Here is a 24,516-nt window from a genome sequence, read left to right on the forward strand (position 1 = left end):
CCCGGCAATGACAAGTTTCGGAACCCATGCCTGCCCGCCTGTTTCTCTCTTCCGGCGATCTGATGGCCGACCGCCGGTTCGAATTCGCGCGCGATCTGCAATTGAAGGGCGATCTTGCGGCCGCCGCCGATCTGCTGATGCAGGCGATCGAGCTGGTGCCGGATTTCACCTCCGCCTGGTTCACGCTCGCCGATATCCGCGAACGACTCGGCGAGCATGACGCGGCCATTGCCGCGTTTCGCCGGGCCCAGGCCAGCGATCCCGGCGACCGCCGTGGCGCCGGACTTAGGTTGATGCGGCTCGGCGCCGAGCCATTGGCCGGCATGCCGCAGGCCTATGTGCAAACGCTGTTCGATCAATATGCGCCGCGGTTTGAATCCTCGCTTGTGGATGATCTCGGTTATCGCGGCCCGGCGCTGCTGTTCAAGGCGGTGCTGGCGGTGCGATCAGCCGCACGCAAGCCGGCGTTCTTCAAGCGCGCGATCGACCTCGGCTGCGGCACCGGGCTGGCAGCGTCGGCGTTTGCCAGGGAAGTCGATCATTTCATCGGCGTCGATCTGTCGCCGCGCATGATCGAGCGGGCGCGCGCCACCGGCCTCTATGCGGAGCTGGAAGTCGCGGACATGTTGCAGGGCCTGCGCGCAAGGAGGGAGGCCAGCGCCGACCTCATTCTCGCCGCGGACGCCATGGTTTATGTCGCCGACATCGCTCCCGTGCTGGCGGAAGCAGCGCGCGTGTTGGTGCCGGGCGGTCTCATCGCCTTCACCACGGAAACCCATGACGGTGAGGGTGTCAGGCTCGGGCAGGGGCTCCGCTACGCGCACGCCGCAGCTTACGTGCGCGCGGCAGTCGAGGGGGGCGGCCTGCAATTATACCGCCTCGAAGAATTATCCGCCCGCAACGAGGATCATGCGCCGGTTCCTGGCTTGGTCGCCGTCGCCGCGAAAACTTGACTGCTCTTCCCTTCTCCCCTTGTGGGAGAAGGTGGCGCGGATGCAATCCGCGCCGGATGAGGGGTTCTTTCCGCGGACGCAGACCCCTCACCCGTCTCGAATGAGCTGGCGCTCATTCGATCCACCCTCTCCCACAAGGGGAGAGGGTGAAACTTGAGTCTAGGCGCTACGCACACCGCGAATGGCGGCATTGCGTGCGTCATGTCAGCTATTGCCAGGGACACTGGAATGCCTGATCAAAGCTCCCATAAGGGAGAAACAACAACGAACAAGAAACAAACCCGCCGTGAATTCGGCGCCACTGCGCTCGCTACCGCTTTTGCATCAACGCTGCCCGCGCCCTTCATCTGGGCCGCGGAGAAGAAATACGATCCGGGTGCGAGCGACACCGAAATCAAGATCGGGCAAACCGTGCCGCATTCCGGTCCCGGCTCGCTCTACGGCGTGCTCGGTCGTGTCGGCGAAGCCTATTTCCAGATGCTGAACGAGAAGGGCGGCATCAACGGACGCAAGGTAAAATTCCTCACCATGGACGATGCCTACAGCGCGCCGAAATGCGTCGAGGCAACGCGGCGGCTGGTCGAGCAGGAGGAGGTGCTGGCGCTCTACGGCTCACTCGGGACCGCGCCGCAGACTGCCGTGCACAAATATCTCAATTCGAAGGGCGTGCCGCAATTGCTGCTCAATACCGGCGCGTCGAAATGGAACGACCCGAAGAACTTCAAGTGGACCATGGCGGGCCTGCCGCTCTATCCGACCGAAGCGCGCATTCTCGCCCGGCATGTCGTGAGCGTGAAGCCGAACGCGAAGATCGGCATCCTCTACCAGAACGACGATTTCGGCCGCGATTTCCTCGGTCCCTTCAAGAGGGTGCTGGCGGACGCCGGCGGCACCGCCAAGGTGATCATGGAACAGACCTACGATCTGACCGAGCCGACGATCGATTCGCAGATCATCAATCTCTCTAAATCGGGCGCTGACGTCTTCTACAATATCTCGACCGGCAAGGCGTCGTCGCAGTCGATCCGCAAAGTGGCTGAACTCGGCTGGAAGCCGCTGCACCTGTTGTCGGCGGGATCGACCGGCCGTTCAATTCTCACCGCCGCCGGCTTCGAGAACGCAACCGGCATTGTCGCCATCCGCTACGCCAAGGAAGTCGGCGTGCCGCGCTTCGAGAAGGATCCGGACGTGATGGCGTTCGAGGAATTGCGCAAGAGATATTTGCCGAACGTCGACCCTGATAACACCATCGCCTTTGCCGGCTACGGCCAGGTCGCGTCGATGGCGGAAATCCTGCGCCGCTGCGGCGACGAACTCACCCGCGCCAATGTGCTCAAGCAGGCGACGACGCTGGCGGGCTTCCATTCGCCCTATTTCCTCGATGGCGTGAACTACAGCTACACGCCCGAGGACTACACGCCGATGAAGACGCTCTACATCTCGATCTTCAACGGCAAGGACTGGGACATTTCGGATAAGCCGGTGACGGAGTAGGGGGCGGACGGCGTTCCCCGGATGCTGCGCAGCGCCAGCAGCGCGTTTACGCGCGTCTGTTGACGCGCTATGCCTTGCGGCGTGGTGCGCTGCTGATCCGGGGTCCACAATGCTGCGGCGTAGGTCCCGGTTCTGCGGCGCAGCGTTGCACGCCCGGGACACGAGACAGCCGGGCGAGCTAAGCAGTAGCCCTCGACGAACCCGCTCCAACGGCTTACCTCTTCCTCCGTGCCGTCGCCCGATCCCTTGCCCCTCACGCCGCTTGAAACGGCTGCGCTGCTGCCCGACCGCTTCCGGCGCTGGTTCGCCGCGCGCGGCTGGTCGCCGCGCGAGCATCAATTGGCGCTGCTGGCAAAGGCCCGCGACGACCGTTCGGCGCTCTTGATCGCGCCGACCGGCGCCGGCAAGACGCTTGCCGGATTTTTGCCGACATTGGTGGAGTTGAGTGCGGCATTTTCCAACCTCCCCCTGAAAGGGGGAGGTCGGCGCGCGCCTGAGCGCGACGGGTGGGGGTCAGCCGCGGGCACGGAGCAAGCGGCTGACCCCCACCCCAGCCCTCCCCCTTTCAGGGGGAGGGGGCTTGAGCTGCAAACTCGCTCCAACCTCGTCTCCACCGGCCGCAGCGTGAAACGCACCGGCGGTCTCCACACCCTCTACATCTCGCCGCTGAAAGCGCTCGCCGTCGACATCGCGCGCAATCTGGAGACGCCGATCGCGGAGATGGCACTGCCGATCAAGGTCGAGACCCGCACCGGCGACACTCCGGTGTCGCGGCGGCAACGGCAGCGGCGTTATCCGCCGGATGTTCTGCTGACTACGCCGGAACAACTGGCGCTGCTGCTGTCGTCCGACGACGCACCGTTTCTGTTTTCCTCGCTGAAACGCATCGTGCTCGACGAGCTGCACGCGCTGGTCACCTCGAAACGTGGCGATCTGTTGTCGCTTGGCCTGGCGCGGTTGTGGCGCCTGGCGCCGGAGATGCGCGCGATCGGGCTATCCGCGACGGTAGCCGAGCCGGAATCGCTGGCGCGGTTTCTGATGCCGCAGCGCGACGGCAAGGACGTGTCGGCCGATATCGTCGTGGCCGGCGGCGCGGCGGCGCCCATCGTCGAGATGCTCGACACAAAGGAGCGGCTGCCTTGGGCCGGCCATACCGCGCGCCATGCGCTCGGCGAAATGTATGACCTGATCCGGCGCAACAAGACCACGCTGATCTTCGTCAACACCCGCAGCCAGGCTGAAATGCTGTTCCAGGAATTCTGGCGCATGAACGACGACGGCCTTGCCATTGCCCTGCATCATGGCTCGCTCGACGTCGCGCAGCGCCGCAAGGTCGAGGACGCGATGGCGGCGGGAAAGCTGCGCGGCGTGGTTTGCACGTCCTCGCTCGATCTCGGCATCGACTGGGGCGACATCGATCTCGTCATCAATGTCGGTGCGCCGAAGGGGGCCTCGCGGCTGATGCAGCGTATCGGCCGCGCCAATCACCGACTGGATGAACCCTCGCGCGCGGTCCTGATCCCGGCCAACCGTTTCGAGGTGCTGGAGTGCCGCGTCGCGATCGATGCCATTGCGGAGAATGCGCAGGATACGCCACCGTTACGTACTGGCGCGCTCGATGTGCTGGCGCAGCACGTGCTCGGCTGCGCCTGCGGCGAGCCGTTTTTTTCCGATGATCTCTATGCGGAAGTCCTGACCTCGGCGCCTTATTCCTTGTTGACGCGGACCGATTTCGACGACGTGGTCGATTTTGTCGCCACCGGCGGCTATGCGCTGAAGACCTACGAACGCTTTGCGCGCATCAAGCAGGACAAGCAGGGTCGCTGGCGCGTTGCCAATCCAAAAGTGCGGCAGAGCTATCGCCTCAACGTCGGCACCATCGTCGAAGAGACCATGCTGAAGGTCCGCCTGGTGCGCTCGCGCAGCGGCGGGGCCGGCTCGACCGGCGCGCTCGGCCGCGGCGGGCGGATGCTGGGCGAGATCGAGGAAGCCTTTATCGAAGGCCTCGTCATCGGCGACACGTTTGTGTTCGGCGGTGAAGTCGTGCGCTACGAGGCGCTCGCCGAGGACGTGGTCTACGTCTCGCGCGCCAACGACAAGGACGCGAAAGTGCCGTCCTATATGGGCGGCAAGTTTCCGCTTTCGACCTATCTCGCCGAGCGCGTGCGCAAGTTGCTCGACGACCGCCGCGCGTGGAATGCCTTGCCCGATCAGGTGCGCGACTGGCTGTCGCTGCAGAGGGATTTTTCCCGCGTGCCGGCAGTGCAAGAACTGCTGATCGAGACCTTTCCCCGCGGCAACAAACATTACCTCGTCTGCTATCCCTTCGAGGGCCGGCTGGCGCACCAGACGCTCGGCATGCTCTTGACGCGGCGGATGGAGCGGGCGCGGGTGCGGCCGCTCGGCTTCGTCGCCAACGAGTATGCACTGGCCGTATGGGGCCTCGGCGATATGTCGTTCATGATCCGGCACGGCAAGCTCGATCTCAACGCGCTGTTTGATCCGGACATGCTGGGCGACGACCTCGAGGCGTGGCTCGCCGAATCCGCATTGATGAAGCGTACTTTCCGCACCTGCGCCATCATCTCCGGCCTGATCGCGCGGCGCTTCACCGGCGAGGAGAAATCCCGCCGCCAGGTGCTGTTCTCGACCGACCTGATCTACGACGTGCTGCGCAAGCATCAGGCCGACCACGTGCTGCTGCGCGCCGCGCGCGCCGATGCCGCCACCGGCCTGCTCGATCTCAAGCGTCTGGGTGATATGCTCTTGCGTATTCACGGGCGAATCAGCCATCGGGAACTCGAACACGTTTCGCCGCTCGCAGTCCCCGTGATGCTGGAAATCGGCCGCGAGTCAGTTTATGGCGAAGCAGGCGACGACTTGCTGGCGGAAGCCGCCGACGAACTCGTCAAAGAGGCGATGGGATAAGCGGGAAGGCACGTGACGGCAGGGGCGCAGTCTTCGGGAGACGATCAACAGATGCGCGCCTCGAAGGTCATGGTTGCCGACGTGACGTTCCGCGCCGACCTCTCCGGCGCGCTGTTCTGGCAGGAGCAGCGCCTGCTCGTCGTTTCCGACCTGCATCTGGAAAAAGGCTCCAGCTTCGCCGCGCGCGGCGTGCTGCTGCCGCCCTACGACACCGTCGCGACGCTGAGCCGTCTCGCCGCCGTCATCGCCCGGCACGACCCGCGCATGGTGATCGCGCTCGGCGACAGTTTTCACGATCGCGACGCGCATCAGCGGCTGTCGGCGCCGGATCGCGACGCGCTGTCAGCGATGCAGGCGCGGCGCGACTGGATCTGGATATCGGGCAATCACGATCCGGCTCTGCCACCCGACCTCGGCGGCACGGTGGCGAACGAAGTCGCCGTCGGGCCAATCATGTTCCGCCATGAGCCGACGGGGGCAGCGGGTGAAATTGCCGGCCATCTGCATCCCAAGGCGCGCGTCGCCACCCGGGGACGATCGATGGAGCGGAGGTGCTTTGCCAGTGACGGCGAGCGCGCAGTGATGCCGGCGTTCGGCGCCTATACCGGGGGCCTGAGCATCCGCGATCCCGCGTTTGCCAAGATTTTTCCAACGCCGGGCCTGATGGCGCATGTGCTCGGCGACAACCGGCTGCACGCGATAGCCGCGTCAAGGTGTTATTGAGCGATCGCATTCGCGGCGGTGCCGTAGGGTGGGCAAAGCGTAAGCGTGCCCACCATCGGGAGCGGCGCATTTGATGGTGGGCACGGCGCAAGAGCGCCTTTGCCCACCCTACGATTCCTCGTATCGCTACGCCGCCTTCGCGTCGACGCTGTCGCAGAACTCGGCGAGGCGGTCGGCGAGTCGCAGCGTTGCGGGGGTGGCGTCGGGCGATGCGACCAGCGCCAGTTCGGTCTTGTCGATCGGCGCAAAGCCGTCCTTCGCCGTGAGCACGCGATGGCCGGCCTGGATCGCGATGTCGGAGAGAATGCTCAATCCCAATCCTGCGGCGACCGCGGCCTGGATGCCGGCGAGGCCGGAAGACGTATAGGCCATGTGCCAGGATCGCCCGGCGCTTTCCAGCGCATGGATAGCGCGCGAACGATAGAGGCAGCCGGCGGGAAAGCCGATCAGCGGCACCGAGCCAGCGTCGATATCGACCGGATAGGTTTTGCTGGTGACCCAATGAACTTTCTCCGGCCACACCGCGATCGCGCCTTTCTCGCCGGCGTCGCGCTTGAGCAGCGCCAGATCGAGATCGCCGCGTTCGATGTCGCGCCTGAGAGACGTGCTCTGGTCGGCACGCACATCGAGCCGCAGGCCCGGTCGTGACCGCGAAAATGTCGCCAGCAGCTTGGCGAGGCGATAGGCGGCGAAATCCTCAGGGATACCGAGCTTGATCGCGCCCTCGCTTTCCGGCCGCGCCACCACGTCGCGGGCTTCCTCGGCGAGCGACAATAGCCGCCGCGCATAGGAAAGCAGCCGCTCGCCGGCCTCCGTCGGCGTCACGTCCTTGCCGTTGCGGTTCAACAGCGGCTGGCCGAAATCGTCTTCCAGCCGCTTGATCTGCTGGCTGACGGTCGATTGCGTGCGGTGGACGCGCTCGCCGGCGCGGGTGAATCCGCCGGCATCGACGACAGACACGAAACTGCGCAGCAGCTCCAGATCGAGCATGTGAATGCTCCATTTATAAATCCACTGATTGCCAGTTTATCATTTAATTTCCAAATATCAAGGCGCAGCCCTAGATCAGGGGTGAAGGAGACCATCCATGTCGCTCGCCCCTTCGGTCGCGGTCCCGCGCGCCGGCTTCAATCTGTTACCGCTCTATATCGGCCTGTTCTGTCTGCTCTGGAGCTTTGCCTTCGTTGCCGGCAAGGTCGGCGTCACCGACTGCCCACCGCTGATCCTGCTCACAGCGCGATTTTCGCTCGCGGGAGTCCTCATCCTCGGCATCACGGCGCTGCGCGGCGAGGCATGGTCCTCGCTGACCTGGCGCGACGCCGGAATCTTCGCGATTCTCGGCGTCGCCAACAACGCGCTCTATCTGGGTCTCGGCTATACCGGGTTGCAGACGGTATCGGCCGGCCTCGGCGGCCTGATTGTCAGCGCCAATCCGGTTTTCACTGCTGTGCTTGCGGCGTTGTTTCTCGGCGAGGCGCTGACCTGGCGCAAGGTGGCGGGACTCTTGCTCGGCATCTCCGGCGTCGCCTTCATCGTCTGGCATCGCATGTCGGTCGGCACGGATAGCTTTCACGGCATCCTGTTCACACTCGCGTCGCTGGTCTCGATCGTCGTCGGCACCATCCTGTTCAAGGTGCTGGCGCCGAAAGGAAGTCTCTGGGTCGGCAATGGCGTGCAGAATCTCGCCGCGGGCGTCGTGCTGCTGCCGTTTGCGTTTACGCTCTCCAGCGTCAGCGACATCGTGCCGAGCGCGCGGCTCGCCGGCGCGTTCGCTTTCCTCGTGCTCGGCGGATCGATCCTGGCTTACCTGCTCTGGTTTCACCTTTTGAAGGTCTGCGGCGCGACGGCCGCGAGCGCCTATCACTTCCTGATGCCGCCGCTCGCCATGCTGTTCGCCTTCCTCGTGCTCGGCGAGCACATGGAATTGCGCGACCTGCTCGGCATCGTTCCCGTAGCGCTTGGCATTTATCTGGTGACCCGTCCCGCAGCAGTGGCCGGTCAATCCCGAGCTTCGGTTCTGATGAAATCAGAACCGAAGCTCTAAATTTTCGCTTTGACGCGTTTTCTTCACGCGAACCGGAATCCACTTCGCTCGAAAACGCTTTAGTGCAAGGAGCAAGTCAATGACAGTTACCATCACCCTGATCGGCGGCCCGACGGCGCTCATCGAACTCGACGGCTTCCGGCTACTGACCGATCCGACGTTCGACGAGCCCGGTGCCTATCAACTGCCGCATGTGAAGCTGGAAAAACTGGTCGGTCCCGCCGTCAGCGCGCATGATATCGGCGAGGTCGATGCCGTGCTGCTCAGCCATGACCAGCACTCGGACAATCTCGATCATTCGGGGCGCGATTTTCTCAAAGCCGCCAAGCGCGTTCTGACAACAGAAGTCGGAGCCAAACGGCTCGGCGGCCATGCCGAAGGGTTTGCGCCGTGGGCGTCGACCGAACTAACCGGCAGGAACGGTCATTCGCTGACCATCACCGCGACGCCGGCGCGTCACGGCCCGGCGGGAATCGAACCCCTGGCGGGCGACGTGATCGGTTTCGTGGTTTCGTCGAGCAGGCCGGGCAGCCGTCCGATCTACATCAGCGGCGACACCGTCTGGTACGACGGCGTTGCCGAAGTGGCGAAGCGGTTCAAGGCCGGCGTGGTGCTGCCGTTCGCGGGCGCGGCGCAAACCCGCGGCCCCTTCCACATCACGATGGACACCAACGATACGATCGAAACCGCGCGCGCATTCCCGGACGCGGTGATCGTGCCCGTGCATACGGAAGGGTGGAAGCATTTCCGTCAGAGTGCGGACGATCTGCGCGCCACCTTCGATACGCTGGGGTTTGGACCGCGTTTACGCATTCTGGAGCCGGGCGTAGCCACAATCATCGAGCCGCTACGCGCCGCGTGACGGACACCAGGAGGCAACGGACAAGCTCGTGGTCCGGAACCTGTGCCCGTCAGGTTCGTTGTCGCCGGGGCTGGACCCTTGGCATGTCAGTTCGCAACAAGTCGCATCGGAAGCGCCACGCGCATACGGGAGCCGGAAACAACAAACCGGCAGCGCAGGCCAAGGCACATCGTTCGTTTCGCTTCCGTGATGCGCTGAGAGCACTCGGGCCCGGCCTGATCACTGGCGCGTCCGACGACGATCCATCGGGAATCGGCACCTATAGCCAGGCAGGCGCACAGCTCGGTTACGGCATCGGCTGGACCATGCTGCTGACGTTTCCGCTGATGGCGGCGATCCAGGAAATCTCCGCACGCGTCGGCCGCGTCACCGGGCATGGTATCGCGGGCAATGTGAGCCGGCATTATTCGCCATGGTTGCTCAGTGTAGTGGTGGCGATGCTGTTCATCGCCAACACCATCAACATCGGCGCCGATCTTGGCGCCATGGCGGACGCCACCAAACTGCTGATCGGCGGTCACAGCATCTTCTATGTATTGCTGTTCGGCGTGACCTCGGTCGCGGCGCAGATCTTCCTCGATTACAGACGCTACGTGTCGGTGCTGAAATGGCTGACGCTCAGCCTGTTCGCCTACGTTGCCGCGCTCGCCTTTGCAAAAGTTTCGTGGAGCGACGCGCTTGCCGGCATTCTCATTCCGCGCCCGGCCTGGAGCCTGGAATATTTCACGACCATCGTCGCCATTCTTGGCACCACGATCTCGCCCTATCTGTTCTTCTGGCAGGCCTCGCAGGAAGCCGAAGACCAGCGCGTCGACAAGGCGAAGCGGCCGCTGGTCGAAAAGCATTACGGCGCGCAGAAGGAATTCAATCGCATTCGCGCCGACACCATCGTCGGTATGGCGTTCTCCAACCTGATCGCATTGTCGATCATCGTCACCGCCGCGGCGGCGCTGCATGCGGCCGGAAAGACCGATATCCAGAGCTCGGCGGACGCGGCCGAAGCCCTGCGTCCGATTGCCGGCGCGTTCGCTGAAACAATTTTTGCGCTCGGCATCGTCGGCACCGGATTGCTGGCAATTCCGGTGCTCGCTGGCGCTGCGGCCTATGCCGTCGGGGAGGGACGGCGATGGCCGGTTGGGCTCGCGCGCAAGCCCAAGGCTGCCGCCGCGTTCTACGCGGTGCTGACGCTCTCGGCCGGTATCGGCATCGCGTTGAACTTCACGCCGATCAACCCGATCTCGGCGCTGTATTGGAGCGCGGTCATCAACGGCGTGCTCGCCGTGCCGGTGATGGTGCTGCTAATGCTCATGGCGCGCCGCAACGATGTGATGGACCGCTACGTCATCAAGGGCCCACTCTATTGGCTCGGATGGCTGTCCACCGCGGCGATGCTGCTCAGCGTCGTCGCGATGGGGGTGGGGTTTTTTGCCGGGAGATCGTAAGTTGGGTAGAGCGCAGCGATACCCATCCTACGCATTGACGCATCAATCCTTCCGGAACACGATCGACGCCATCCATCCCGTCATCAGCGCCATGAACGCCGTGACGAGCCCATAGACAAACCCGTTCTGTCGCGCGGTATTCGCGACGAACTGTTCAAAGCCGACTTTCACGATTTCAAACGCAGTGTCGGTCTTGGCCACCAGCGCGCCTTCGGCGAACAGCTTGATCTCGACATTATAGAGACCGATCGGCACTTCCGCGGGTAGCGGAATGCCGGTGCGGAACAGTGTCGGCGTCAGGAACGTCACCGCCGAGGTCTCCTCGCGATAAAGGCCGTGCTCCTTGCGCAGCCGCACGAAGGCACTGCGGAACGCATCGTCCGGCACGACGTCGGCATAGTCGGGCCCGACGCGCTGGGTGAGCAGCACGTTGTTCAGCCCGAGCTGCTGCCGCCGCTGCACCTCGGGCGAGGCGATGGCGTCGAACGGGCGGTTGGAAAACAGCGCCAGATAGGTCGGCACCTGGAGGAACTGCCGGGAGTCGGTGTTGATCCAGATCCCGAACCGGCGCTCCTTGCGGCGCGTCACCATGTCGGCGCGCGGGCCGGCAACTGTTACCACGAGATCGTAGCTGCGATTGGCCGGCGTGGTGGCGTCCTTCTCGACCGAACCGAACAGCACCAGCTCCTCGCCGGAATAGTTCGGCGTCACGGTGACGCGATGGTTCGATACCGACACGATCAGCCGCTCCGCCTGCGCGGGCGATGCCGCGAGCGCGGCGCCCAGGAGCAGGCCAGCCAGTGGGAGCAGGGCGCGCACGATCATCCGGTGCCCCCCGTCTCGCGGATGGTGAAGAGATCCTCAGGCCGGATCACCAGCTCGACGGCAAAACGGACGCCGACGGCGAGCACCAACAGGCCGAGCAGCAGCCGCAAATGCTCGCCGCGGATTTTCTGCCCCGCGCGGGCGCCGAACTGGGCCCCGGTGACGCCGCCGACCATCAGGATCAGCGCCAGCACCGCATCGACCAGATGATTGGTCACGGCATGCAGCATGGTGGCGAACACCATCGTGACCAGGGTGAGCACCATCGAGGTGCCGATCACGGTCGAGGTCGGCACGCGCAGCACATAGATCAACAGCGGCACCAGGATGAAACCGCCGCCGATCCCCATTACGGCGCCGATGAAGCCGATGACCAGGCCGATCACGATGACCGGAATGACGGACAGGTAGATTTTCGAGCGCTTGAAGCGCATCTTCAACGGCAGGCCATGAATCCAGACATGGCTGCCCGGGCGGCGCGTGGTGACCGGACCGCCGCGGCGGGCCCTTAGCAGCGCCCGCAAACCCTCCCAGAACATCAGGGCGCCGACGGTGGTCAGCAGGATCACGTAAGACGTCGCGATCATGAGATCGAGCTGACCGAGCGAGCGCAGCAGCGTGAAGGTCCACACCCCTAGCGCCGTGCCCAAACCGCCGCCGCTCAGCAGCACCACCGCCAGGACCGGATCGATGGCGCGCCGCCGCCAGTAGGAGATCGCGCCGGAGAACGAGGACGCCGCGATGTGGCTGGCGACCGAGGCGACCGCGACCGCGGGCGCAATGCCGACGAAGATCAACAGCGGCGTCATCAGGAAGCCGCCGCCGATCCCGAACATGCCGGAGACGAACCCAACCGCCGCGCCCATCGCCAGGATGAGGAAAACATTGACCGGAATGTCGGCGATCGGGAGGTAGAGCTGCACGCGCGTCTGCTTTTGTAGCTTTGCCGCAAGAGACGGCCGAGGGGCCGCTCAGGGCATGGTTTCTCTTGTATTTGCCGGCAGTGGAATCCGGTTCGCGCATGCACCTTTGCGTGCGCAGGGCCGGTTCCCGCGCCTTTGCATAACTGAATTCGGCAGCGTGAGGGACTAAAAATGCCCGGCAAGGCAAATTTTTGCCGTACGCGCGCGTGTCTCAGGACGTTGAAACGCTGTTACAAAATCCGGAAAGCAGTCGGTTAGTGGGACCGGCACTCGGCCGGCTCAGGGCGTTCCGAGCGGGTCGGTGACGAGGTTCATCGCCAGCGCCTGCTTGGGGCTGAGCCAGCGAATGTCCCTGGTCTCGGACATCGCTTCCACGATCGAGGATGAAATCCCCATTTTGGTCATGTAGCCCAACACCGCGCCCGATATCCGCTGGGCCTCTGCGACAGGGTCGCCCAAGGGCCTGGTCGTGACAAACCGATGAACGCCCAATGCCGAGCCCAATACGCCGAAGCGAGTCTTGCCCCCGGCATAGGCCAGAACGCAGGCGCTGGCGCAGTAACCGGGCTTGATGCGGCCCGCAGCGTCGGCGCTGCCGACCGCGGTCGCCAGCCCCCGCGACCGGATGATCTCGCCCATGATCACGGCCTGGTTCAAATCACCGCCGGGGGAGGCCAACAATACGATGTCACCGGGTGCGAGGTTGGCTTGGTCCAGCCTGCTGCGAAACCAGCTCGCCGCGGCGGGGCCGATCGTGCCGCTGACGAACAGGGCACGGCGCCCCCGGCTCGAACCTTCGAGGTGGAGCGTATCGATCACCTGGGATGTCAGGCTTGGCGAGACGTACTGGTCCTTCCAGTAGTGCCAGGCCTCCGGCTGCGACAGGTCCCGGTAGGCGCGAATGCAGACGCCGGCAACCAGCAGGATGAAGATAGCCACCGTCCAAAACTGCCATTGGCGCCGGGGTGGCTGGGGCGGCGGCGCCGGGGCCTGACCGGGCGGGAGGCGCGGTGGCGCAACCGCAGGGCCTGTCGGCGAGCGGCGGAGGCGATTTTCCCCGTCCTGGCTGTCGTCGGCTGACAATCGATCCTCTTTGCAAGCCGGACCCGTTCAGGATCAGGCTGAGCAGAAGCACTAATACGAATTTGTGGCCGAGGATATGGCGCGACGCCGGCGGTAAGCGCTTAGTGAACGGCGGCGGTGCGCTTGGTCGCAGCCGGCTTGGCGGCGGGCTTGCCCGTGGCAGGTGCGGGGGCCGAATCCCAGCCGCCGGCGGGTGACGCCACGTTAACGGCCTCGTCGGGCTGCGGCTCCACGGTGAAGGTCTGGATCGCAAGCTTGGCCGCTGCCAGCGACTGGGCGTCGAGGCGCTTGGCAACATCGTCGCGCTTGCGGCCGGCATCCGCATCGCCCTGGGCGGCTGCGAGGCTGAACCATTTGAAGGATTCGGCGAGGTTCTGTTCGACGCCGATGCCGCGGGCATAGAGGATGCCGAGGTTGAACTGGCTGTCGGCGACGCCGCGATCGGCGGCTTTGCGGAACCAGGTCGACGCGCTCTTGTAGTTGGCACCCTTGCCGCCGCCATCGGCGTCGAGCACGGCCAGATTATGCATCGCCTTGGCGCTGCCGCGCTCGGCCGCCTGCAGGTAGTAGCGCCGCGCGATATCCAGGTCCTTTTTCACGCTCATGCCCTTCTCGTAGAAGGTGCCGAGCCGGAACAGTGCGGGCACCACGCCGGCCTGCGCCGCGCGGTCGTACCATTTGGCGGCCTCGTCGAGGTTCGGGGCGACGCCCTTGCCTTCGGCAAAGCGCACGCCGACCTCGTAAGCCGCGGCCGGGTCGCCCTTCAGCGCGGCGGCGCGCAGCACCGGCCCGCCGATGCCATCAGGCAACCGCTCGCTCGGCGGCACCGCGATCATCGCAAGCTTGCCGCCGCTGGCCGGCATCGCCTGGATCGCGCCGGTGATATCGCTGGCCGTAACCGGGGACGCCGTGGCCTGCGGCGGAGCTGCGACCCGCGCGCTGTCCAGCGTGTTCGGTGCGGAAGAATTGTTCGATTGCTTCTCGACCGGCGTCGGCGAGATCATCGAGGGCGCCTGCGGCGCGGGCATTGCGGGCGCGGGCCTGGCGCTGCTCTCCGAGGGTGCGGGGGCGTGCGCCGGTGGGGCCGGCTCGCTGGACTGTTCCATCATAGGCAGATGCAGCACGCTGCCGGTATCGAGCAGCGTCATCGCCATCTTGAAGGTGCCGAGCACGATCACGACCACGCTCGCCCCGACCAGCAGCGAACGGATTTTGGAGGAAATGTTCGAGGCGTTCTTGTCGTCCGCCTTGGCCTTGTCGCCGCCCTTGTCCTTCGATGCGGCCTTCGCAGCCGAACGCCCGGCTTTCTCGGGCGGGGGCGCGGCGGCTGCGGCCTGCGCGGCGCGGCGCGCGGCGGCAATGAAGCTCGACGAACTGACCGGCTCCTTCGGTGCGGAAGCAATCTCGCTGATCGCGTTTTCGGACGCGGCGATCCGTTCCGATGGCGACGCGGCGCGCGGTGGCGGCCGCGTGCCGGGCTCGAGCGGGTGATCCGGCGGCAATTCCGGCGCGATCGCGGTGCGCGGTGCGGCCGCGTGCGGCTCCAGGATTTCGCTGATCGCGCGCGGTGGTAGTGGCGGCGCAACCGGCGCGGCCGGCTGCACGGCGTGGAATTCGCGCGGGGCGGCGGCAAAGGGCTCCGGAGCATTCCCCTGCAGCGCGGCAGGGTTCGGCAATTCCGGCTTCGATTGCTGCGGATAGGTCATCAGCGGTGTGGTCGGGCGGGGCGCTTCCTCGGGCATTTCGGCCGTTGCAGGCGGAGCGGCGGACGTAGCCGGTGCGGCGCGAACCCCGCGCAGATCGCCTTCGATCATCGACAGGCGATCGACCACATGGCCGAGCGTGTTGTGGACGGTCTCCAGCGAGTCCTGTGTGCGGCGGTCGGTTTCCGACTGGCTGAAGCGGATGTCGGACAGTTCGCGCTTGACCAGATCGACGATGCCCGAGTCCGTCGGCTGCGATGCACTGCCGGAATTGCGGGTGGAATCGGCGAGTGCGACCAGGCTGGCGTGCTGGCGTTCGAGAGAACGCAGAATGTCGTGCAGGCCTTCCTCGACCCGTCCGAGGTCGATGGTGGGTGCGGCGGCGGCGGAACGATCGTTGGAGGCTTCCAGGCGCTCCAAGAGATACGAGACGCGTTGTTCGAGATGGGCAAACGCCGACGCATTGTCGTCGCCGGCCGGAATGCGGTCGAGCCGTTCCGACAGCGAGCGCAGCGCGTTCTCGACATATTCCGAAGTCTCGCTCGCGGCCGGCGGCTGTCGGGATTCCAGCGTCGAGGTCAGCGCGGCCAGGCGCTGTTCGAGAATACCGAACGCATCGCTGTTGCCGTCAAAGCGGGAAAGCTGGTCGACCTTGGCCGACAGCGTATGTACGTCGTCGGCGAGCCGGGCCAGCGCGTCGTTGGAGGCGACGTTGGAGACGATCCCGCGCAGCGCCGCGATCGCGCTTTCGAGCTGTTGTACCGTCGACGGATCGTCGTTCGAGCGCAGGATCAGGTCGAGCTTGGCGCCGAGATTGTGGATCGCCTCGTCATAGCCGGTGAGTTGCTCGGCCGGGGTCAGCGAACGCAACGCTTCGCGGATTTCGCCGAGCGCGCGCTCGATGTTGGCCAGCATCTGGCCGTCGGTGCCATTATGGCGGCTATCGTCGATGCGGCGGGACAGCGAGCGGATTTCGTTCTCGAGCGATTCGATCTCCCGGCGCGGCACCGCCTCGGTAATGGCCTGACGGATTTCGGCAAGCTCGCTGCGGAACGCCGCAATCGACTGTTCGATATGATCAGGACGCTGCAGCGCCTCGATCTGGCTCGTGATCTTGATCAGGTGCCGTTCGAGCGAAGAAAAGTCCGGCCCCGCAGGCGCGGCCTGCGTCATTGGCTGCGCAGATTTGGGCTGCGCAGAATGGGGCTGGGCGGCCGAGGCCGTCGGCGCGGCATTGCGCGGCGGCATCTGGCGCGGCGGTGGAGCATCGAGTTCGTTCTGGCGCGCGGCGATTTCGGCGACCGCAAAATCCATCGAGGCCGGGCTGAGCGGCGGCGCCGGGCGATAGACCTGGGCCGCGGCACGCTCGACCAAATCGGTCTGACGCTGCCTTTCCTGCATCTGGGCCTGGCGCGCCGGCACGGGATTCGAAATCTGCGACAGCCGCGCGTCGAGGCGCGAAATGGCCTCGTTGAGCTGGCGGGCCACCGTCGGCTCGCCATGAGCGGCTTCGCCGCGGGCTGCAGGCCGCGAAATCTGCTCGATCTGCTTTGTGATCGAATCCAGGCGCTGGTGAATGTCGGCCACGTCGGGGATCTGCCGGCCCGGCGTCGCCGGCCGCTGACCGGAGGACGCGCCGAAACTGGGCGGGGCCGGTTCGCCGATGGTGGAATTCAGCCATTCGTTCAGCGACATGCCGGCGCGGCGCGCAGCCGCCTCGGCTCTGTCGCGGACCGATGGATCGATGCCGTCAACACTCCACGATACGCGCGAATTCATGCTCTCGTCCGGTTCCGCTACGGCGCCCCACCCGCGCCATCAGCCTCCCCGCGCGTCCCACTGAAGAGACAATCGTATTTTCGCGCGGGTCGCCTGCCTCGGAACCGACTTTTCCGCGTTACGGTAAAGAAGGGGTTAAGGAATGGGACGGTCGGCCCCAAAAGTTACCGGCCGGCCAAATCGGCCGGCGTCAGCCGCTGGTTTCGCGCTTGACGTCCTCGATCGGCACGACGTTGCTCCGCTCCACGCCAGAAGACAGGGCCGACAATGCCTCGATCGCCTCTTCGCACCATTCCGCCACGGCGCGCTCGTGGGCGAGGCCGATGCGAAGTCCCAGCAATTTTCCGACATCGGCCGGCGGCGCCGTGCCGTCGGGGAATCGCTTGTTGAGCAGGCGTTCGTAGCGGGCGAAGCGGTCGCGGTGGTGCTCCAGCCGCGCCATCAGGTCGGTGCGGAGCGGTTCGATGTCGACACTGTCCAGCGCGTAGAGCCGCACCAGGAGGTCGTCCTTGATCGACGCCGGAACGCTCGGCCGCGCAGCCCAGTGCCGAAGCGCGGCGCGCCCCTCCGGGGTGAGGGTATAGACTAGCTTGTTCGGCTTGCCGGACTGCACCACCTCGCGGCCCTGGATGTGGCCGCGGTCGCGAAGCTTGGTGAGTTCCCGGTAGATCTGCTGGTGGTCGGCCTTCCAGAAAAACCCGATCGAGTTGTCGAACGTCTTGGCGAGCTCGTAGCCCGTCATCGGACGTTCGGTCAGGCAAGCAAGGATCGCGTCACCAAGCGCCAAGACGCCGGCCTCCGACATTCACTGTGATTTGACATTATGCATAAAATTGCATATGCGTCAACGCGCATAAGCTCCGGAGAAGCCCATTCCCCGGCGCCAGCCCGTCATTGCCCGCACAGGAGACATGATGACCATGAGCGGCCTCGACAAGTGGTACGGCTACATGAAGTCCCATGACACGGCGGCGCTATGGGATCTGTTGCACCCGGATGCGGTGTTCGAAAGCCCGGTCGTACATTCGCCGCAGCGCGGGCGCGACATCACCTTCAAATATCTGGCGAGCGCCGAGAAGGTGCTGGGCGGCCCGGGTTTCAAATATGTCGGCGAATGGCGCAGCCCGAATGGCGCGGTCCTCGAATTCGAAAACGAGATCGAGGGCATCAAGATCAACGGCGTCGACATCATCACGTTCAGCGATGACGGTAAGATCACGCACTTCAAGGTGATGGTGCGTCCGCTGAAGGGAATCAATCTGCTGCACCGCTTGATGGGGGAACAACTCGCCAAGCAGTGACAAGGGCGAGAGATCAAGGCCGCTACCATCCCCCGGCGCCGTTTATGTCGCAATGGCTGTCGGGATATTTGCTGGCCTGGTCACTCCCTACGACATCGCGAACCGGATAAGGTCGCTTTCCGGAACGCCGCACAGTTTCAACTCAAGCGCCGCCGCCAGTTTTCAAGCCTGCCCCGCCGGGAGAACATCATGCCGATCTACAAAGCCCCCGTGGAAGACGTCACCTTCCTGCTCAACGACGTGTTCCAGATCGACCGCTACGACAATCTGCCCGGTTTCACCGACGCCTCCGTCGATGTGCGCGAGGCGATTTTGGGCGAGGCCGCAAAACTCTCCGAAGAGGTGCTGCAGCCGCTCAACCGTGTCGGCGATCTCGAAGGCTGCAAGCGGCGTGACGACGGCTCGGTGACGACGCCGAAGGGGTTCAAGGAAGCCTTCAAGCAGGTGGCCGAAGGCGGCTGGCTCGGTCTGTCGGCGCCGGCGGAATATGGCGGGCAGGGGCTGCCGGTGACGCTGAGCCAGGTCGTCACCGAATTCCAGAGCGCGGCCAACATGGCGTTCTCGATGTATGGCGGCCTGACCATGGGCGCGACGGCTGCGCTTCTGGTGCACGGCAAGCCTGAACAGAAGAACATGTTCGTGCCGAAGATGGTGGCGGGTCAGTGGACCGGCACCATGAATCTCACCGAGCCGCAATGCGGCACCGATCTCGGCCTGTTGCGCAGCAAGGCGGTGAAGCAGGCCGACGGCAGCTACAAGATCACGGGCACCAAGATCTTCATCTCGTCCGGCGAGCATGACCTCGCCGAGAACATCATCCATCTGGTGCTGGCGCGCATCGAAGGCGCTCCCGCCGGCATCAAGGGCGTGTCGCTGTTCGTGGTGCCGAAATTCCTCGTCAACGCCGACGGATCGCTGGGGCAGCGCAACGGCGTGTCCTGCGGCTCGATCGAGCACAAGATGGGCATCCACGGCAATTCGACCTGCGTGATGAACTACGACAACGCCACCGGCTGGCTGATCGGCGAAGAGAACAAGGGCATGCAGGGCATGTTCGTGATGATGAACGAGGCCCGCCTCGGCGTCGCCGTGCAAGGTCTCGCGCAGTCCGAAGTCGCCTATCAGAACGCCGTCGCCTATGCGCGCGAGCGCCTGCAGGGTCGCTCGCTCACGGGCGCCAAGGAGCCTGAGAAACCGGCCGACCCGATCATCGTGCACCCGGATGTTCGCCGCGTGCTGCTCACCATCCGCGCCTTCAACGAGGCGGCGCGCGCCATGGTAGTGTGGACCGCGCTGAAGAGCGACGTCGCCCACCGCTCTTCCGATCCGAAGGACCGAGAGGCCGCCGACGACCATATGGGCCTGATGACCCCGGTCATGAAGGGCGTGATGACCGACGTCGGCTTCTCCAACGCGGTGCTGGCGCAGCAGATGTATGGCGGCCACGGCTATATCGCCGAGCACGGCATGGAGCAGTTCGTGCGCGATGCGCGCATCGCCATGCTCTATGAGGGCGCCAACGGCATCCAGGCGCTCGACCTGGTCGGCCGCAAGCTGCCGCGGAACGGCGGCCGCGCCGTGATGGCCTTCTTTGCCGAAGTCGCAGGCTTTGCCAAGGAGCACGGCGGCAATGAGGCGATGAAGCCGTTCGTCGCGCCGCTCTCGACCGCGCTGGGTCATCTGCAGCAGGCCACCGGCTGGCTGATGCAGAACGCGCTGACCAAGCCCGACAACGCCGGCGCCGCCGCCACCGATTACATGCAATTGTTCGGCCTCGTCGCCTTCGGCTACATGTGGGCGCGGATGGCGAAAGTGGCGCAGGACAAGATTGCGGCTGATGGCGCCACGCCCTATCTGACGACCAAGCTGGTGACCGGCCGCTTCTTCATGGAGCGGATGCTGCCGGAAACCCACGTTCATCTTGCGCGCATTCAGTCCGGTTGCGCCACCACCATGGAATTGGCGGCGGAAGCGTTCTGATTTTTCGCCGTTTCCCGCTCGATCTGCCTATAATATTATGATCCTCATACCAGGAGGGCGTCATGCCTGAGGCATATATCTACGATCACGTTCGCACCCCGCGCGGCCGCGGCAAGTCCGATGGCGCGCTCCACGAGGTCACCGCGCTGGCGCTGGCCACCGTGCCGCTGCAGGCGCTGAAGGAACGCAACAACCTCGCCGAAGACGTCGTTGACGACGTTATCCTCGGCGTGGTCGATCCGGTCGGCGAAGCCGGCAGCGACATCGCGCGCTTCGCGGCGCTGAAGGCGGGCCTCGGCGAAAGCGTCCCTGGCGTGCAGATCAGCCGGTTCTGCGCCTCCGGCCTCGACGCCGTGAATTTTGCCGCCGCCCAGATCATGGCCGGCCAGCATGAACTGGTGATCGGCGGCGGCGCCGAATCGATGAGCCGCGTCGGCATCGGCGCGTCCGGCGGCGCCTGGCCGATGGACCCGTCAATGGCGGTGCCGGCCTATTTCATGCCGCAGGGCGTCTCGGCCGATCTGATCGCCACCAAATACGGCTTTTCGCGCGACGACGTCGACGCCTATGCCGTGCAGAGCCAGCAGCGCGCCGCCAAGGCCTGGGACGAGGGTCGCTTCAACAAGTCCGTGGTTCCGGTGAAAGACGTCAACGGCCTGACCATCCTTGCCAAGGATGAGCACATGCGCCCGACCACGACCATGCAGTCGCTGGCGCAACTGCAGCCGTCGTTCACCGTCGTCGGGCAGATGGGCGGCTTCGATGCGGTCGCGATCCAGTCGCACCCCGAAATCGAGCGCGTCAATTACGTCCACCATGCCGGCAACTCTTCCGGCATCGTCGATGGCGCCGGCGCGGTGCTGCTCGGCAGCAAGGAAGCGGGTGCCAAGCACGGCCTGAAGCCGCGCGCAAAAATCCGCGCCTTCGCCAATATCGGCTCGGAGCCCGCGATGATGCTGACCGGCCCGGTCGACGTCACCGAAAAACTGTTCGAGCGTTCCGGCATGAAGAAGTCGGACATCGACCTGTTCGAACTCAACGAGGCCTTTGCTTCCGTCGTGCTGCGCTACATGCAGGCGTTCGAGATCGATAATGCGAAGATCAACGTCAATGGCGGCGCGATCGCGCTCGGCCATCCGCTCGGCGCGACGGGCGCCATGATCCTCGGCACCGTGCTCGACGAGCTGGAGCGCACCAACAAACAGACCGCGCTGGTGACGCTGTGCATCGGCGGCGGCATGGGGACAGCTACGATCATCGAAAGAGTCTGAGAACGTAGGGTGGGCAAAGGCGCTCTTGCGCCGTGCCCACCATCACGCACTCCGCTGGGAATGGTGGGCACGCTTCGCTTTGCCCACCCTACGAATTACCGCTTAACCGCCGCGCCTGATACCGGCTGCCGGCACCGAGGGAGCACCAACATGGCCTTCAAGAATTTCAAGCTCGAGACCGACGCCGACGGCATTGCGCTCGTCACCTGGGACATTCCGGGACGTTCGATGAACGTACTCGATGAAACCTCGACCACCGAGCTCGAGGAGATCCTGAAACAGACTACGGCGGACGCCGCGGTAAAGGGCGTCGTCATCACCTCCGCCAAGGAAGCGTTCTGCGCCGGTGCCGATCTTTCCATGCTCGAGGGCATGAACAAGGAATACGCGAAAGTCTTCAAGGAAAAGGGCGAGGTTGCCGCCAACCAGATGCTGTTCGACCAGAGCCGGCGCTTTTCGCTGGTGCTGCGCGGCATCGAAACCTGCGGCAAGCCATGGGCGGCCGCGATCAACGGGCTGGCGCTCGGCGGCGGTTTTGAGGTGACGCTGTCCTGCCACTACCGCGTTGCGGCTGAAAATCCCAAAACTCGCCTCGGACTGCCGGAAGTGAAAGTCGGCCTGTTCCCCGGCGCCGGCGGCACCCAGCGCGTGCCGCGTCTGGTGCAGCCGCAGGATGCGATGACGATCCTGCTCAAGGGCGACCCGGTCACCGTGGAGAAGGCCAAGTCGCTGAACCTGATCCACGCCATCGTACCGGCTTCCGACCTGATCAAGGCGGCCAAGGACTGGATCAAGGGCGGCGGCAAGGCGGTCGCGCCCTGGGACGAGAAGGGCTTCAAGCTGCCGGGCGGACCGGTGTTCTCCAAGGCCGGCATGATGATGTTCCCGGCCGGCAATGCCATCTACCGCCGCGAGACCTACGACAATTATCCGGCGGCGCGCGCCATCATGAGCTGCGTCTATGAGGGCCTGCAGTTGCCGATCGACGCCGCGCTCCGCGTCGAGTCGCGCTATTTCACGCAAGTGCTGCGCTCCAAGGAAGCCGCCGCGATGATCCGCAGCCTGTTCCTGTCGATGCAGGAGCTGAACAAGGGCGCGCGGCGGCCTGCGAACGTGCCGCCGACCAAGGTGAAGAAGATCGCCGTGATCGGCGCCGGCTTCATGGGCGCCAGCGTCGGCTACGTCTCGGCCCGCGCTGGCCTCGACGTCGTCCTGATCGACCGCGACCAGGAAAGCGCCGACAAGGGCAAGGCCCATGCGCAGAAGGTGATCGACGAGCAGATCGCCAAGGGCCGCGCCAAGGCAGGCGATCGCGACGCGCTGCTGGCGCGCATCACGCCAACCGCGGATTACGCTGCGCTAGGGGATTGCGACCTCGTCATCGAGGCGGTGTTCGAGGACCGCAAGGTCAAGGCGGAAACCTTCGCCAAGGCGCAGCAATATCTCAAGCCCGACGCGATCTTCGCGTCCAACACCTCGACGCTGCCGATCACCTCGCTGGCCGAAAGCTTCAAGGAGCAGGGCAAGTTCATCGGCGTCCATTTCTTCTCGCCGGTCGAGAAGATGATGCTGGTCGAGATCATTCTCGGCAAGAACACCGGCGATGTCGCGCTCGCCGCCGCACTCGACTATGTGCGGGTGATCGGCAAGACGCCGATCGTCGTAAATGATTCCCGCGGCTTCTACGCCAACCGTTGCGTCGGCCGTTACATCGCCGAAGGCAACGAGATGTTCCTCGAAGGCGTGCCGCCGGCGATGATCGAGAACTGCGCCAAGATGGCCGGCATGCCGGTCGGTCCGCTGTCGCTGTCGGATGAAGTCGCCCTCGACCTCGGGCTGAAGGTCATCAAGGCGACCGAAGCCGATCTCGGCCCCAACGCCATCAACCCCGACCAGAAGAAGCTGATGGTGGAGCTGGTCGAAAAGCAGGGCCGCCTGGGGCGCAAGAATGCCAAAGGCTTTTACGATTACCCCGAAAAGGGAAAGGGTCAGAAGAGCCTGTGGCCGGGATTATCCGCGCTGCAGCCGAAGCAGCTCGATCCTGACACGATCGATGTCGAGGAACTGAAGCAGCGCTTCCTGGCGGTGCAGGCGGTGGAGGCCGCGCGCACAGTGGAGGACCACGTCATCACCGACCCGCGCGAGGCCGATGTCGGCTCGATCTTGGGCTTCGGCTTCGCGCCGTTCACCGGCGGCACGCTGTCCTATATCGATTTCATGGGCACGCGGAAGTTTGTCGAGCTCTGCCACAAGCTCGAGGCCAAATACGGCTCGCGCTTCACTCCGCCGAAGCTCCTCGAAGATATGGCGGCGAGCGGCGAGACCTTCTACGGCCGCTTCCCGCCGAAGAAGCAGGCGGCGTAGGCGTTCTCTTCATCGTCGTTCCGGGGCGATGCGAAGCATCGAACCCGGAATCTCGAGATTCCGGGTCTGGTCCTTCGGACCATCCCGGAATGACAAACACAAACAAAAAGGGCCGGATCATCGATCCGGCCCTTTCGCATTCCCATGCTGAATGTTCACGCCGCCTTCAGCAGCCCTTCCTTGGTCATCGCCTCCTGCACCTTCGGACGGGCGCCGACACGGGCCTTGTAGGCGAGGAGGTTCGGCATGGCGGAGAGATCGAACTTCAAGCGGTCGGTCGCCCACATCAGCATGGTGAACAGATAGCCGTCGGCCACGGTGAATTGCTTGCCCATCAGGTAGTCGCGGTCGGCCAGCGCCGTTTCCAGGTACTTGAACTTGCCCATGACCCGGTCCTTGAAGAACGCCTTGGCGTCGTCGGCCAGCACCGGCGAAAACATCGGCCCGAGATTCTTGTGCAGCTCGGTCGTGACGTAGTTCAGCCATTCCAGCAGCTTGTAGCGCTCGTCCGAATCGCGAGCCGGCACCAGATTCTTGCCCGCTCTGTCGGCGATCATCTGGACGATGACCGGCCCCTCCGTGACCAGTTCGCCCGAATCAAGCGCCAGCACCGGCACCTGGCCCTTCGGGTTGACCTTCAAAAAGTCGTCACCATTCTCCAGCTTCTTGGCGCGCAGGTCGACCTTGACCAGGTCGTAGGGCAGACCGGCCTCGAGAAGCGCGATATGGGGGGACAGCGAACAGGCGCCCGGGGAATAATACAGTTTCATTGGATTTTTCCTTCCCTCGATATTATTGGCGGGATGACTAAATGCATTTGCATGGAATAGTCAAGATTGAT

The 24,516-nt window shown here is 64.6% G+C and carries 18 protein-coding genes; 11 read left to right on the forward strand and 7 right to left on the reverse strand.

All coding sequences use genetic code 11. The features are described 5' to 3' along the window. The first annotated feature begins 26 nt into the window (after positions 1-26). From V1277_RS17735 to pdeM, 4 genes are all read left to right on the forward strand, one after another. Entirely contained in the window at positions 27-953 is a 927-nt protein-coding gene (locus V1277_RS17735; protein ID WP_334417434.1) for a class I SAM-dependent DNA methyltransferase, read from the forward strand. A gap of 228 nt (positions 954-1,181) precedes the next feature. Further along, on the forward strand, positions 1,182-2,447 hold the full coding sequence (locus V1277_RS17740; RefSeq protein WP_334417435.1) for an ABC transporter substrate-binding protein: 1,266 nt from the start codon (positions 1,182-1,184) through the stop codon (positions 2,445-2,447). Positions 2,448-2,693: 246 nt separating this feature from the next. Then, entirely contained in the window at positions 2,694-5,375 is a 2,682-nt protein-coding gene (locus tag V1277_RS17745) for a ligase-associated DNA damage response DEXH box helicase (protein WP_334417436.1), read from the forward strand. A gap of 51 nt (positions 5,376-5,426) precedes the next feature. Next, positions 5,427-6,098, forward strand: a complete 672-nt coding sequence (gene pdeM, locus V1277_RS17750) for a ligase-associated DNA damage response endonuclease PdeM (protein WP_334417437.1) — start codon at positions 5,427-5,429, stop codon at positions 6,096-6,098. A gap of 126 nt (positions 6,099-6,224) precedes the next feature. On the opposite strand, the gene V1277_RS17755 is transcribed toward pdeM, so the two are convergent. Further along, the gene (locus V1277_RS17755; protein WP_334417438.1) at positions 6,225-7,088 is read right to left on the reverse strand and encodes a LysR family transcriptional regulator; all 864 of its coding nucleotides are present in this window, start codon (positions 7,086-7,088) and stop codon (positions 6,225-6,227) included. Positions 7,089-7,185: 97 nt separating this feature from the next. Between V1277_RS17755 and V1277_RS17760 the strand changes: the two genes are divergently transcribed. From V1277_RS17760 to V1277_RS17770, 3 genes are all read left to right on the forward strand, one after another. Further along, entirely contained in the window at positions 7,186-8,142 is a 957-nt protein-coding gene (locus V1277_RS17760; RefSeq protein ID WP_334417439.1) for a DMT family transporter, read from the forward strand. A gap of 79 nt (positions 8,143-8,221) precedes the next feature. Beyond that, the gene (locus V1277_RS17765) at positions 8,222-9,004 is read left to right on the forward strand and encodes an MBL fold metallo-hydrolase (RefSeq protein ID WP_334417440.1); all 783 of its coding nucleotides are present in this window, start codon (positions 8,222-8,224) and stop codon (positions 9,002-9,004) included. Between the two features lie 83 nt (positions 9,005-9,087). Beyond that, entirely contained in the window at positions 9,088-10,446 is a 1,359-nt protein-coding gene (locus V1277_RS17770; RefSeq protein ID WP_334417441.1) for an NRAMP family divalent metal transporter, read from the forward strand. 42 nt (positions 10,447-10,488) lie between these two features. Here the strand turns inward: V1277_RS17770 and V1277_RS17775 are convergent, their stop codons facing one another. The 5 genes from V1277_RS17775 to V1277_RS17795 all read right to left on the reverse strand — a co-directional run bounded on the left by V1277_RS17775 (position 10,489) and on the right by V1277_RS17795 (position 17,546). Next, positions 10,489-11,271, reverse strand: coding sequence for a TIGR02186 family protein (locus V1277_RS17775; RefSeq protein ID WP_334417442.1), 783 nt, complete (start codon positions 11,269-11,271; stop codon positions 10,489-10,491). After that, the gene (locus V1277_RS17780; protein ID WP_334417443.1) at positions 11,268-12,194 is read right to left on the reverse strand and encodes a sulfite exporter TauE/SafE family protein; all 927 of its coding nucleotides are present in this window, start codon (positions 12,192-12,194) and stop codon (positions 11,268-11,270) included. Before V1277_RS17780 ends, V1277_RS17775 begins: the two co-directional genes overlap by 4 nt. Before the next feature lie 279 nt (positions 12,195-12,473). Next, on the reverse strand, positions 12,474-13,133 hold the full coding sequence (locus V1277_RS17785) for a hypothetical protein (RefSeq protein WP_334417444.1): 660 nt from the start codon (positions 13,131-13,133) through the stop codon (positions 12,474-12,476). Between the two features lie 245 nt (positions 13,134-13,378). Beyond that, positions 13,379-16,759, reverse strand: coding sequence for a hypothetical protein (locus tag V1277_RS17790; RefSeq protein ID WP_334417445.1), 3,381 nt, complete (start codon positions 16,757-16,759; stop codon positions 13,379-13,381). Positions 16,760-16,949: 190 nt separating this feature from the next. Then, entirely contained in the window at positions 16,950-17,546 is a 597-nt protein-coding gene (locus V1277_RS17795; RefSeq protein WP_334417446.1) for a PadR family transcriptional regulator, read from the reverse strand. A 127-nt stretch (positions 17,547-17,673) separates the two neighbouring features. Between V1277_RS17795 and V1277_RS17800 the strand changes: the two genes are divergently transcribed. The 4 genes from V1277_RS17800 to V1277_RS17815 all read left to right on the forward strand — a co-directional run bounded on the left by V1277_RS17800 (position 17,674) and on the right by V1277_RS17815 (position 23,675). After that, the gene (locus V1277_RS17800; RefSeq protein ID WP_334417447.1) at positions 17,674-18,060 is read left to right on the forward strand and encodes a nuclear transport factor 2 family protein; all 387 of its coding nucleotides are present in this window, start codon (positions 17,674-17,676) and stop codon (positions 18,058-18,060) included. A gap of 189 nt (positions 18,061-18,249) precedes the next feature. Then, positions 18,250-20,040 (forward strand): acyl-CoA dehydrogenase C-terminal domain-containing protein, encoded by a 1,791-nt coding sequence (locus V1277_RS17805; protein WP_334417448.1) that lies wholly within the window; start codon positions 18,250-18,252, stop codon positions 20,038-20,040. Between the two features lie 62 nt (positions 20,041-20,102). Further along, the gene (locus V1277_RS17810) at positions 20,103-21,311 is read left to right on the forward strand and encodes an acetyl-CoA C-acetyltransferase (protein WP_334417449.1); all 1,209 of its coding nucleotides are present in this window, start codon (positions 20,103-20,105) and stop codon (positions 21,309-21,311) included. 150 nt (positions 21,312-21,461) lie between these two features. Continuing rightward, positions 21,462-23,675 carry an FAD-dependent oxidoreductase gene (locus V1277_RS17815; RefSeq protein WP_334417450.1) on the forward strand — a complete coding sequence of 738 codons (2,214 nt, stop codon included), beginning with the start codon at positions 21,462-21,464 and terminating at the stop codon, positions 23,673-23,675. Positions 23,676-23,830: 155 nt separating this feature from the next. Here V1277_RS17815 and gstA read toward each other — a convergent pair whose 3' ends face one another. Further along, positions 23,831-24,445 carry a glutathione transferase GstA gene (gstA, locus tag V1277_RS17820; protein ID WP_334417451.1) on the reverse strand — a complete coding sequence of 205 codons (615 nt, stop codon included), beginning with the start codon at positions 24,443-24,445 and terminating at the stop codon, positions 23,831-23,833. Between the last annotated feature and the right edge of the window lie 71 nt (positions 24,446-24,516).

The organism is Bradyrhizobium sp. AZCC 1588 (genome assembly GCF_036924735.1).
Classification (GTDB): Bacteria; Pseudomonadota; Alphaproteobacteria; order Rhizobiales; family Xanthobacteraceae; genus Bradyrhizobium.